Below are 12,187 nucleotides of genomic sequence, written 5' to 3'. Positions count from 1 at the left end.
AAGTAGTTTGAAAGCTCATTTGCTTTGCTAGCGATCCAGCTTAACTAAAAGCTGAAATCTATTGTTTGCTTCATTTAGGAAGCTTGTTTCATTAACGTTGCTTGTTCAGTTTTCAAGGTTCATTTTTCTCTTTTGTTATCAGCTCGTTGCTGACGACTATTAGAATATTACACTCCTTTTAATAAACCGTCAACACTTTTTAAAAACTTTTTTTCAATATTTTTTTCTCTATTAGTTCCTTCCTATTTATATATTTCCAAGGAATATTTTTAAAGATGTTCTGTTAAAAACTTTTATACACTTTTCCATTTCCCATATATAATAAATTGGAAAGGAGCGAAACAACTATTATGAATCAAACATTTATCGATTATGTAAAAAAAATGCAAAATTACTCAGAAGCACTTTCGGTCATTTATTGGGATATGCGCACTGGAGCACCACGAAAAGGTTTGGAGCAGCGTGCGGAAGTGATCGGAACATTGTCCGCAGAATTATTTGCTCTTCAAACGAGCGATGAACTCGGGATGATGCTCACTAAGCTTGAAAACGAAACCTTAGATTTTGTCACACGACGCCTTTATGAAGAAGTAAAGAAAAACTATGATGAATCCAAAAAGATTCCTGCCGATGAATTTAAAGCCTATACAATTTTAAAGGCAAAGTCAGAATCGGCCTGGGAAGATGCAAAGGCAAAAGCAGATTTTCAAGTTTTTTTACCGTACTTGAAAGAAATCATCGAATACCAAAAACGCTTTATTCAATATTGGGGATTAAAAAATGGGTCGGCTTACAATACTTTACTGGATAAATATGAGCCGGATATGACGACACATATGCTCGACAAGTTATTCGGGGAGCTTAAGTCGGCGATTGTCCCATTAGTGAAGGCTATAGAATCATCAACAAATAAGCCGGACACTGCCATATTGTTTAAGCATTTCCCGAAGAGCGGGCAACATGCAGCTTCAATACAGTTATTGGAACAGCTTGGCTATGACTTTGATGCAGGACGTTTAGATGAAACTGTACACCCTTTTATGATTGGTTTGAACAGTGGGGATATTCGCATTACTACCAAATATAGTGAGCGCGATTTCCGTTCGGCTGTATTTGGCACTATTCATGAATGCGGGCATGCCTTATATGAGCAAAATATTGATTCGTCATTGAACGGCTTGCCACTATCCACAGGTGCTTCAATGGGCATCCATGAATCTCAATCGTTATTCTATGAAAATATCATTGGACGAAACGAGAATTTCTGGAGACAAAATTATTCCATTTTACAAATGCATTCGCCCGAGCAATTTAACGGTGTGCCTGTAGAGGAATTCTTGAAGGCAATCAATTATTCTGAACCATCGCTTATCCGGATAGAGGCAGACGAGCTAACATATCCCCTTCATATTATGATTCGCTATGAAATTGAACGTGAAATTTTCAATGGGGATTTACAAGCTGAAGACTTGCCACGTGTATGGAATGAAAAATATGAGGAATATTTGGGCATTCGTCCCCAAAACGATGCAGAAGGCGTACTTCAGGATATGCATTGGAGCGATGGCAGCTTCGGTTACTTCCCGAGCTATGCGCTTGGCTTCATGTATGCAGCCCAGTGGAAGCATGCAATGGATAAGGATATCCCAAATTTCGACGAGCTGTTACACAGTGGCGATATAACGCCGATTAAACGTTGGTTAACAGAAAAAGTGCATCAATATGGTGCATTGAAAAAGCCGAACGAATTAATTTTGGAAGGTACTGGGGAGCCGCTTTCGGCAAAATATTTAGCTGATTATTTACAGCAAAAGTATACAAAGCTCTACAATTTATAAAATTTTAGGCAATCCTTTTTTTCCAAAGGGTTGCTTCTTTAATAAAAAAAGACCGCTTCAATTAAAAAGGCTACAGTTAAAGGAAGAATTTTATGAGAAACGGATAGAATCTCACTTCACAAAAAGACCCTTTCATTAGAAATAGCTTTAATGAAAGGGCAAAAGTGGAGAAACCTATAGTAAATCCTTTGAGCGAGATCAACTCTGCTTCCCGGATAACCTAATTTAGTTATACAAAGCAAAGGTTAAAATTAGGTTAAAAAATATAATTCTTTTTAATTTTAATAAAAAAGTCAATTCTATCAATCTTTCTCCACTCACAATATAAAAAAGCGTGAAATTCTCTTTATAAGGACGCCTCATTCGCTTCCCCTTAAAGCAGTTTTTGCAGTAGTTGATACCCTAATCCTTTAAAAACAACATCCAATGCTGAAGCAATTACGATTACTAAGCCAACTCCTATGTATAATGCCTTTTTCCCTTTCATAATAGCCTCCCAGTTCTTCATTGCCTATATCATATGCTATTTTTTTATGAAATCCTAGATGTTTATAAGAATAATGGACAATACCTTATAATTAATCCTTTTTTTCCGAATATTATTTATCCCTCTCCATTCATAAGAGAAATGTCACAAAATTTTATTATTTGCGAGCGATTTCTAAAATTATCCAATAATTTCGTCGCCTAATAAATAACAATATTTTATAATAAAAGGAGATACATAAAAAGTACTAGAAAACAGATTTTTTAGGGGGAAATTAGGCATGAAAAAGAACAAGACAGCTTTAAACGCCTCGATCAACTATAAATTGGGGTTTGCATTTTTAATTGCATTACTGATTCCTACACTATTAATCGCCTCCACTTCCTATTTTTCGGCGAAACGTGAAATTGAAGCAAAAATTCATACGAGCGAATTGCAAAGTGTCGCTTCCGTCGATGATTTTATCGATAAGCATGTTGCGCCAATTGTGCAAGATGTAGAATACTTTGCAAGCGTTTTCAAACAGACTGATTGGAAGGCTGAAGATTGGGCCCCTATATCGACACAATTGGAACAATATTTTGAAACAAGCCAAGGTATCGTATCTTCCTTTATCGGTACAAAAGAAGGTGATATGATTCAATATCCTGATTTAGGACTAATGAATAATCCCGATTTTGACCCTCGAACACGTCCATGGTACCAAGAAGCAGAGAGTAATCCCGGACAATACATTATCGCGACCCCTCACCAATCTGCTTCTACAGGCGAATGGGTCGTAACAGTATCGAAGCAACTTGCAGATGGCAGTGGCGTTTTTGCCGCCAACCTTGGAATGGATGCATTATTTGAAATTGTCAATGGTATACAAGTAGGCGAGCAAGGCTATCCATTTTTAATGACGGCAAATAAAACAATTATTGCCCACCCGACATTGGAGGGCGGGACAGATGTTTCAGCGGAGAATTGGGCAGTTGAGATGCTGGCGACCGAACAGGGCAAGTTTCAATATGTATTTGAAGGCGCAGACAAGCAAATGTATGTGGCAACAAACGAGTTAACGGGCTGGAAAATTGGCGGTACGATGTTCAAAGCCGAAATCACTGAGGCAACGAACCCTATTTTAAAAACGACTCTTTATGTAGTCATTGCATCATTATTGATTTTAGGCTTGTTTTTAATAGTCATTATCCGCTCGATCACAAAACCTTTAAAGCAAATTACAGAGGCTGCTGGTATTATGAGTTCCGGCGATTTGCGTACACAATTGACGATTCACAAAAAAGATGAAATCGGGATGCTTAGCCAATCATTCAATAAAATGGGCGAGATGCTGTCATCCATTATTAAGCATATACATGAGCAATCATCCGTCATTTCGGCATCATCTGAGGAGCTATCCGCTACATTGGCGGAAAACCGGAAAGCATCCGAGCATATTGCACTGGCGATGAATGATGTACAGGAAGGCTTTGATCAGCAATCGAAAAAGCTTTCGAAAAGTTTTAAATCATTGCGCAAAGTTTCGGAAAATATCCATTCGATTTCAGATAATACGATCCAAGTGACAGCAAGTGCGCAAAATGCGGTGAACGCTGCGGATGTGGGGCATGATATCGTTATTTCAACACAGCAGCAAATGTCCAATATCGAGGGCACATTCAATCGTCTATCCTCCGATATCGCAACAGTGAATACATATGCCAATGAAATTAATGAAATCGTCAATGTCATTACTTCCATTGCAGATCAAACAAACTTGCTTGCACTAAATGCCTCCATTGAAGCGGCTCGTGCCGGAGAACATGGAAAAGGATTTGCTGTTGTTGCTGAAGAAGTAAGGAAATTAGCGGAGCAGACGAACAACTCATCGATTCAAGTAAAAGAGATTATTACCGCAATCCAGCGTGAATCTTCGAAATCGGTTGAATCAATGCACGACAGCTTAGGTGAAGTTTCTAAAGGATTGGAAATGTTTGCCCAAACAGAAACAAACTTTCTGCAAGTAAAAACTTTCATCGAAAATTTAACCGAACAGCTTGTTGAAATTCAGGAGCGCGCTCATTTAATAGCAAAAGATGGGGACTTTGTTGTTGGAGATATTCAAGTTGTAGAGGAAATTTCCGCGAAATCGAAACAATTATTGCAATCTGTGTCGAGTTCTACAGAAGCTCAACTATGCTCGATCGAAGAAATCTCTGCAACTGCGGAAGCACTAGAGGCAATTGTAGATGACCTGTTAACAGAAGTCAGCGTGTTTAAAACAAACTAATATGAGTAGGCGATTTCCCACTTTATAAACGGGAAATCGCCTATTATTCCCCTTTTACCATCTCAATGCCGCAAATTCCTATTTTCCGAACATAACATTTACAATCATTTCATTCAAAACTATAATGATATTCAAAGGGGGAATAGAATGAGTCGTTACACCATTATTATTACGTCAAAAGACTGTCGCCGACTCCATTTTCGCACAAACAACGAAACGCTTATCCTATTCATGTATGAATGCTTCACCCGATCTCTCAATGTTCCTGTCGCACAAAGCTTGACACTTGAAGAAATGATAATCGTCGATGCTTATTTGGATGACCCTCAATGCTGTGAAATCAACGACAGCCTTACGAACCAATCACTCCAACTGCCAGTTTAACGCTGCCCGCTTACGCATATTTTCCCGAAAAGAAATGGCGCCTCCAATCGATGGAAAGACGCCTTTTTTTCTTATTTCAATTTTTCGACAAAGTGCTTTAATAGCCGTGCCGTTAATCCCCATATTGTATAGTTCCCATATTCATAAAACCACTCTTCCATCCGGCTCGTCCGCCACTCGTAATTTTCGCCGTTCGCAATTTTATCATATGGAAAATCAACAGATGGCTTTGGTTCAAACGGGACAAAATGAACGTATGGCTCATGTGTCAGCAGCCAATTTAGCGGGACGGTAAACAACTCCTCCACTTCATCTTTGTTAAACATAGTTAGCTCCGATTGCTCAATGATCCCGATAAATGGATATACGACAAAGGCTGGCGAGGCTACGAACGGGCTTAAATTGCCTAATATTTGAATCGATTGACGGTCAACTCCCAGCTCTTCATGCGTTTCACGTAATGCTGCCGCAAGCGGGGAAGCATCGGCCTCATCAATTTTCCCGCCAGGAAAGCTTATGTCCCCAGGCTGTTTTCGCATCGTGAGGGCACGCACTTCAAACAATACATGCCACTCCCCCTCTTTTTCAACAAGGGGAATAAGCACCGCCGAGCGGAAAGCCGTCTCTTCCCCTAAAAACAATGGTTGCGGTTTTGCAAGCTGTCCTTTCAAATGATTTAAAAACATGACATTCTCCACCTTACAACAAATAATTACCTTTATCGTACCATGAACCCTTCAGCATAGCGAAATGGAAAATCATAGGGAACACCTCTCACATCCTTGCTGCATACGATACTACAATACTATCAGAGAAAAGGATGACCAGATGAAATGGCTTCGTACCGCCCTTCTTTTTGGGCTTTTACTGTTATTAGTCGGCTGTGGTCAAAAGGATTTGCAGGAAGTAAAAGTTGGTGAAGTTACACGTTCTATTTTTTATGCCCCTCTTTATGCAGCCATTGAAGAAGGCTTTTTTGAAGAGGAAGGCTTGTCGATTCAGCTTTCTACCATTCCCGGTGGAGATAAAACAATGACGGCACTTTTATCGGATGGCATCGATATTGCGTTAATCGGGGCAGAGACATCAATTTATGTAGCTGGCCAAAATCCGAATGATGCCGTTGTCAATTTCGCACAGCTCACACAAACAGATGGCACGTTTTTAGTAGCGCGCGATAAAGATGTGAACTTCAGTTGGGATGCTTTAAAAGACAGCACGTTTTTAGGACAGCGTGTAGGCGGCATGCCCCAAATGGCGGGAGAATTCGTACTGAAGAAGAATGGCATTGATCCGGATAATGACTTAACACTTATTCAAAACATTGATTTTGCCAATATCGCGAATGCTTTTGCTTCCGGGACGGGAGACTATGTACAGCTTTTCGAACCAACTGCAAGCATTTTTGAGGAACAGGGCATCGGGAAAATTGTGGCGTCCTTCGGTGAAGAGCTCGGTGCAATTCCGTATACGGTGTTTATGACAAAAGAAAGCACATTCGATGAAGAAAAATTAATGAACAGCTTCACGACTGCGCTATATAAAGCTCAGAAATGGGTGTATGAAGCATCAAGCGCAGAAGTGGCAAAAGCAATCGCCCCTTATTTTGAAGATACAGAGCAATCGATTATTGAGCAAGTTGTGACACGGTACCGTGATCAGGAATCTTTTGCAAAGGATCCGATTATTGATGAACAGGAGTTCCAAAATTTGCTTGATGTTATGACTGAGGCAGGGGTTTTGGAGTTCGAGCCTTCCTATAGCGAGCTTGTGAATCGGTCGTTTGCTGATGCGGTTGTGAAGTAAATGGCATTTTTAGAAGCAAAAAACCTGTCACATCACTTTTTTACAGAGCAGCAGGCGACAACCGCCCTTGAACAGGTGAACTTCACGGTCGCAGAAGGTGAATTTGTCTCCTTTCTCGGACCAAGCGGCTGCGGAAAATCGACACTCCTTTCTTTACTGGCGGGACTGATGGAGCCAACAAATGGGACGATTCACTTTGCCGGGCAAAATGTGGAAATTGGCTATATGCTCCAGCAGGATTTTTTATTTCCTTGGAAGACGATTGAGGATAATGTCGCACTCGGGTTGACGATTTTAAAAAAGGAAAACCGTGAAATCGTCGATGAATTGCTGGAGCAGTTCCAGTTGTCCCATACGAAAAAGCTATTCCCTCCCCAGCTTTCAGGGGGGATGCGCCAACGTATTGCTCTTGCACGGACGCTTGCTGTCAAACCTGCACTGCTCTTACTGGATGAGCCTTTTTCCGCGCTCGATTTCCGGTCAAAATTAACATTGGAAAACTTTGTGGCTGATACTCTAAAACAGTTTTCAACGACGACGATTTTAGTCACACACGATATTAGCGAGGCAATTGCGATGAGCGACAAAGTGTTCATCTTTAGCGCACGGCCTGGGACAATTGTAAAAAGTTTTATCATTCCACAGGAAATTCGCGAACTGACACCTTTTGAAGCCCGGAACGCCCCTGCTTTTCAAGTGCTGTTCCAAGAAATATGGGAGGAGCTTGATACGGATGAAGATTGAACAGCTTCAACAGCAATTTAAACAGCAGCAGCAACATGAGAAGCGCAAAATTTTCGCATTCCAGTTTTTGCTCCTTCTCGGCCTTCTTCTATTTTGGGAAATCACTACACATTTCCGTATACTCGATCCGCTGATTTTCAGCAGCCCGCGCGCGGTGGGGAGTCTATTCATTACGAAAATAACTGACGGGACGCTTTTCCCGCATATTGCCATTACATTGTTTGAAACGGTCGTCGGCTTTTTGCTCGGCACACTTCTCGGGACATTGCTTGCGATTTTCCTATGGTCTTCGAAAACTGTTGCGCGTGTGATGGATCCGTATCTTGTCGTCTTGAATGCGATGCCGAAAGTGGCGATTGGACCGATCATCCTCGTTATTTTCGGTCCGAATATGCTCGCAGTACTCGTAATGGGTGTATTGATTTCCGTTATTATTTCGACGATCGTCATTTTTTCGGCATTTCAGCAAGTAAATGAAAATTACGTAAAGGTGATGCAGCTATTTCACGCAACGAAATATGAAACATTTCGTCATGTAATTCTTCCGGCCTCCACCCCGACAATTATTTCAACATTAAAGGTGAATGTCGGTTTATCATGGGTCGGTGTCATCGTCGGGGAGTTTTTAGTATCATCGAGCGGACTTGGCTATTTAATCATTTCCGGATTCCAGATATTTAACTTTACGCTCGTATTTTTATCGCTCCTTATTATTATCGTGCTTGCCACTGTCATGTATAAGGGAGTGGAGTTTATCGAACGGAAAGTATTGGAAAAGTGAAAATTTCTGAACAAAAGCGCTAAAAGGTCCGTTCAACTCCGACAGACATTGGAGGACCCGACGCAAAAGTAAACGGTCTACCACTTTTGCAGAGGGCACTGAAAATCTGTCTTCTTTATTAAGGACTTCCATTTCAATTAACAGATTTTCTACTGGCACAACAATCGGACTCGTTTCTTCAGGAATTATGTCTGTTTATTTTATACGCTAGCTGAATATCCCCGGGGAAATCCAAGTGTATTTTAAGCGAAGCGGCAAGCTGGTGAAGTAGAGGCTGATTCCCGCAACTGGGATGAAAAGAGGGCCGCTATTAACGGTTGGGAGATCTGTTTAAGTGCCTCTTTAATAAATAGACGGAAAAATTCCGCTTATTTAAAAAATACAATCAAAAATGGCCTAAATAGAAGGAGAAATTCCGCCTATTGACTCGAAAAATAAGGAAATGAAGGATTTTCCTTTGGATAACCGGAAAATCTCCGCTTATTCCCCCAGAAATGAGCCCTCTTGCGCAAATAAGCGGAAAATCTCCGCTTATTTTCTCATCACTTAATTGAGAGCCACAAAATCTCTAACAGCAAACGCGAATGAGAGGAAGCTTTTATTAAAAATGTAATGGGTTTATACATAACCGCAGTTTTTCAGTACCCTCCTTTTGCACAGAGGGGTCTCATGGTGCAGGAGTTGGCGCGGTTTGCCTGGACGGGGACAACACTTTTTTGTAAAGTTATCCCCAATGCCAAAATCTAGAGTTTTCTTAACACTAAAAAACCGCACTTAGCCCGATGCAAGTGCGGCATTTTTTTCTTGTTGATCATTGCGCCAATTCCCCGTTTTCATCCAAAAATTCATATTGCATACTCGAAGTTTCCTGCTGTTTTTTGAAATAGACAATCATCGGTTTTTGTTGTGAGAGCAATGTTTCGGCTATGATTTCATCTTCATGGCGAATCCGGAATTTTATTACATTATGCCCTGATTTAAATGCAATGGCAGAAACGACGATATTTTCATCCCCTTCCTTATCAAAAGTATTTTCACTGAAGATTTTTCCTGAGTGCCATGTCATTCCTTGCTTTATATATTGGCCATTTTCATATTTGAACACGGCCAGCACCGACATTCCGTCTTCAAAGGAGACAAGGGCTGTTCTCGTTTTATGGATCGATGCGGCATATTGAAGCTCAGGCCGGCCGGTAACTTTTATATTCATCTCTTTTAATCCGCGTTCTACAACTTGAATGAATGTTTTTTCGTCGTATGCAGTCACGTCTTTGAAAGGCTTCCAGAATGGCTGTGAAAAGGATGCGACAGCCAAGAAAATTACAAGTGCACCGATAATGCGATGGTTGTTTTTAAATAAATAAACAATGGCTGCGAGGAGCATTGCTAAAACAGCAAAATACGATACCCATTTTGCCGTATCGAATGAATAAAAATTCCATTGGCGATTTTTCTCCTCCGCTATTTTCATATAAGGGATTTCAACATACGGCTTCATTTTCGAAATAAGAACCGGCGCTGCTTCCACAAGCTGTTTAATCGTTTGGACATGTTTAACTTCCATCCGTATATTATTATGCCAAATCGCTTCCTGCATATAATGCAATAGCTCGCTTATTAAGAAACGGTCTTTTGGCGTTAATGAAGAATCTCCATAAAATACTGTGCTATTTCGCTCAAGCGCAAGGCGTATTAAATAGGCATCGCCGTTTTGAAGGGAATCCTCCCTTTTTTCCAGCTCGGTTTGCAGCTTTGGGGCTTCGTTATTAAAATATTGTAAAATAGCTTCATCGACAGGACCGAGCATGGAATTGGCTGCGGTCATTTGCGGAGGCGTTTTTTCCGTATTCGTAATCAATAAAAATAATACGACTGCACATATGCAAAACGCTGTGATTTGCGAGATGAAATTTCTTCTTTTACGAGGCTTTGCCGCTAAAATCTCCTGTTTCGCTTTTTGTGATAGCTGTTTGCCGTCCAGCTCGTCTGTTAATGCTTTAGTAATCGGGTCCATCCATCGCGCCTCCCTTTTCCAGTAATTGGCCAAGCTGTTGCCTTCCTCGCCTTAACCTTGTTTTCACTGTATTTTCCGAACAACCTAGCAGCTGTGCGATTTGTGCTATCGTCCAATCCAGATAATGATAAAATACGAGCACTTCCCGATATTTCACAGGAAGCTTTTTTATTTTTTCGTATAGCTGCATCGATTCATCTTTTTGCTCCACTTGCAAGGCGACGTCCTCTTTGGCGATCAGCTTTTGACCAAGCTGCATGAGCTGTGTTTGCTTATACCGCCAGCTCGCCAAATATGTTTTGCAGCGATTGACCGCAATCCGGTATAAATACGTTTTCACATCCGCTTCATAACGGAATTTTTCCTGTGCCTCATAAAAGCGCAAAAACGTTTCTTGCGTCAAATCCTCGGCCATTTGCCACTCTTTCGTATATGTATAACATAGGCGTACTATATAATCGCCATGTGTATGCAATATGTCTTCAAATTTTTGCAAACTGATCACAACCCCCTTCCAACCGTTAGACCTTCGCATTTCCAAAATAGTTTCAAAAAAAGAAAAGCGCCACTAATTTTAGCAGCGCTCCCATTCCTATTAACTTCGGCCATTCCCCAAATAAACAAATTTCCGAAGCAGCCATTCGACCGGTCCGATTGAAAAATGCCTTGTATAAAGGTTCGAAATATAAAGCTGCAAGACATACACAGCGACCGCCAGCAGCAATCCAATTGCCACGCCGAGCTTTCCGAACAGACCAAAGCCGTAACCGTAGAAAACTGTCGTGAAAATAAGCGATTGCATTAAATAATTCGTCAACGATAAACGGCCCATACTGACAAATGCCTGTGCAAGCTTCGTTTCATGCTTCGCTAAATAAATAAGCGTAAACAATGCAATATAGCCAAGCGCAAGTAAATATGTCCCTGCACCATAAATCAGTTTCCCTGCGAAATGATCCGAATATAAAAACGATTTACACACCAAGCCTATTGGGACAAGAAGCGCCAACCGTTTTAAGAGCTTTGTTTTTGTCCCGATATGTGTAAAGAAATCCGTTTTTGCTGCTGCCATCCCTAGCAGCACAAAAGGACCAATTGTGAAAAAGGATAGCAACGCAATAAAACAAAACGCAATCGGCAAGCTTATTAAAACAAAGATAAATGGCATCCCCTCCACTACCCCGATCCGCTGCTGCATTACTTCCCAATAAGTGCCGTCCGCTAAAACGGCCGCTGTCTCTTCCAATCCCGCAAGCGCCAAAACATCGGTTTTAAATATTAAAATAGGGGCCATCAGCACCGCTAATACAGATGCCCAAATCAGCAATGTTTTCACCTTGCGCTTAATGAACAGCATAATGATGATAAGACCTGCCCCATACGTCAATAAAATATCCCCGTCCCATACAAATGCAATATGTAAGCTTCCTAAGATTATTAACCCGATCGCCCGTCGCCATAAAGGTCCGCGTGTCTTCAAGTCCCGATTTTCCAATGCCCGGACAAATAAGATAACCCCATACCCGAATAAAAATCCAAAAATCGGATACGATGAGGCCTCCACAAATATTTTCGTGAAGTAAAATGCAGCATTATCCCACCATGTCGTCGGCTCGATTGTATTTAATGTCATATCCCCATATTGGAAATACAGCATATTCGCTATTAAGATACCTAGCAACGAAAATCCCCTTAATGCATCTAGCGCTTCAATTCTTTTCTTCATCATGCACCTCCAACTTATTTTACGGATGGAAGGTGAATAAGTTTCGGAAATGCCCGATGAATATCGTAGGAAAAAGGAATTAACTTTCCATTTTACTTACTTCCAATAAATTTTCCGCTGAGCAATCGATATCCT

The 12,187-nt window shown here is 40.9% G+C and carries 10 protein-coding genes; 6 read left to right on the top strand and 4 right to left on the bottom strand.

Features of this window, described 5'->3' with window-relative positions; translation table 11 throughout:
- Positions 1-350: 350 nt before the first annotated feature.
- The 3 genes from ACTHOQ_RS16340 to ACTHOQ_RS16330 all read left to right on the top strand — a co-directional run bounded on the left by ACTHOQ_RS16340 (position 351) and on the right by ACTHOQ_RS16330 (position 4,981).
- Positions 351-1,838, top strand: coding sequence for a carboxypeptidase M32 (locus ACTHOQ_RS16340; protein ID WP_440497215.1), 1,488 nt, complete (start codon positions 351-353; stop codon positions 1,836-1,838).
- 767 nt (positions 1,839-2,605) lie between these two features.
- On the top strand, positions 2,606-4,597 hold the full coding sequence (locus ACTHOQ_RS16335; protein ID WP_440497214.1) for a methyl-accepting chemotaxis protein: 1,992 nt from the start codon (positions 2,606-2,608) through the stop codon (positions 4,595-4,597).
- A gap of 147 nt (positions 4,598-4,744) precedes the next feature.
- The gene (locus tag ACTHOQ_RS16330) at positions 4,745-4,981 is read left to right on the top strand and encodes a hypothetical protein (protein ID WP_440497213.1); all 237 of its coding nucleotides are present in this window, start codon (positions 4,745-4,747) and stop codon (positions 4,979-4,981) included.
- Between the two features lie 71 nt (positions 4,982-5,052).
- Here ACTHOQ_RS16330 and ACTHOQ_RS16325 read toward each other — a convergent pair whose 3' ends face one another.
- A complete protein-coding gene (locus ACTHOQ_RS16325; RefSeq protein WP_440497212.1) occupies positions 5,053-5,667 on the bottom strand; it encodes an NUDIX hydrolase in 615 nt (204 codons plus the stop codon).
- A gap of 142 nt (positions 5,668-5,809) precedes the next feature.
- Here ACTHOQ_RS16325 and ACTHOQ_RS16320 point away from each other — a divergent pair, with 142 nt between their 5' ends.
- The 3 genes from ACTHOQ_RS16320 to ACTHOQ_RS16310 are packed head-to-tail and all read left to right on the top strand — an operon-like array spanning position 5,810 to position 8,312.
- Entirely contained in the window at positions 5,810-6,787 is a 978-nt protein-coding gene (locus ACTHOQ_RS16320) for an ABC transporter substrate-binding protein (RefSeq protein ID WP_440497211.1), read from the top strand.
- Positions 6,788-7,531: an ABC transporter ATP-binding protein gene (locus tag ACTHOQ_RS16315; RefSeq protein ID WP_440497210.1), complete on the top strand. Its 744-nt coding sequence runs from the start codon at positions 6,788-6,790 to the stop codon at positions 7,529-7,531.
- Positions 7,521-8,312 carry an ABC transporter permease gene (locus ACTHOQ_RS16310; protein WP_440497209.1) on the top strand — a complete coding sequence of 264 codons (792 nt, stop codon included), beginning with the start codon at positions 7,521-7,523 and terminating at the stop codon, positions 8,310-8,312. Before ACTHOQ_RS16315 ends, ACTHOQ_RS16310 begins: the two co-directional genes overlap by 11 nt.
- Positions 8,313-9,123: 811 nt before the next feature.
- On the opposite strand, the gene ACTHOQ_RS16305 is transcribed toward ACTHOQ_RS16310, so the two are convergent.
- From ACTHOQ_RS16305 to ACTHOQ_RS16295, 3 genes are all read right to left on the bottom strand, one after another.
- Entirely contained in the window at positions 9,124-10,326 is a 1,203-nt protein-coding gene (locus ACTHOQ_RS16305) for a hypothetical protein (RefSeq protein ID WP_440497208.1), read from the bottom strand.
- Positions 10,310-10,822 carry an RNA polymerase sigma factor gene (locus tag ACTHOQ_RS16300; RefSeq protein ID WP_440497207.1) on the bottom strand — a complete coding sequence of 171 codons (513 nt, stop codon included), beginning with the start codon at positions 10,820-10,822 and terminating at the stop codon, positions 10,310-10,312. The genes ACTHOQ_RS16305 and ACTHOQ_RS16300 overlap by 17 nt, the downstream gene beginning before the upstream one ends.
- A 99-nt stretch (positions 10,823-10,921) precedes the next feature.
- Positions 10,922-12,052, bottom strand: coding sequence for a DUF418 domain-containing protein (locus tag ACTHOQ_RS16295; RefSeq protein WP_440497206.1), 1,131 nt, complete (start codon positions 12,050-12,052; stop codon positions 10,922-10,924).
- Positions 12,053-12,187: the final 135 nt, after the last annotated feature.

Origin of the sequence: Solibacillus silvestris, assembly GCF_051967575.1 — a bacterium.
GTDB classification, from domain to species: domain Bacteria; phylum Bacillota; class Bacilli; order Bacillales_A; family Planococcaceae; genus Solibacillus; species Solibacillus silvestris_B.
The sequence above is the reverse complement of the archived record's forward strand: the minus strand, read 5'-3'. Positions and strand labels throughout refer to the sequence as shown.

Excerpts from the sequence above, each read along its gene's own strand:
- ACTHOQ_RS16340 (WP_440497215.1), top strand. The coding sequence starts at position 351 with ATGAATCAAACATTTATCGATTATGTAAAAAAAATGCAAAATTACTCA.
- ACTHOQ_RS16335 (WP_440497214.1), top strand. The coding sequence starts at position 2,606 with ATGAAAAAGAACAAGACAGCTTTAAACGCCTCGATCAACTATAAATTG.
- ACTHOQ_RS16330 (WP_440497213.1), top strand. The coding sequence starts at position 4,745 with ATGAGTCGTTACACCATTATTATTACGTCAAAAGACTGTCGCCGACTC.
- ACTHOQ_RS16325 (WP_440497212.1), bottom strand. The coding sequence starts at position 5,667 with ATGTTTTTAAATCATTTGAAAGGACAGCTTGCAAAACCGCAACCATTG.
- ACTHOQ_RS16320 (WP_440497211.1), top strand. The coding sequence starts at position 5,810 with ATGAAATGGCTTCGTACCGCCCTTCTTTTTGGGCTTTTACTGTTATTA.
- ACTHOQ_RS16315 (WP_440497210.1), top strand. The coding sequence starts at position 6,788 with ATGGCATTTTTAGAAGCAAAAAACCTGTCACATCACTTTTTTACAGAG.
- ACTHOQ_RS16310 (WP_440497209.1), top strand. The coding sequence starts at position 7,521 with ATGAAGATTGAACAGCTTCAACAGCAATTTAAACAGCAGCAGCAACAT.
- ACTHOQ_RS16305 (WP_440497208.1), bottom strand. The coding sequence starts at position 10,326 with ATGGACCCGATTACTAAAGCATTAACAGACGAGCTGGACGGCAAACAG.
- ACTHOQ_RS16295 (WP_440497206.1), bottom strand. The coding sequence starts at position 12,052 with ATGAAGAAAAGAATTGAAGCGCTAGATGCATTAAGGGGATTTTCGTTG.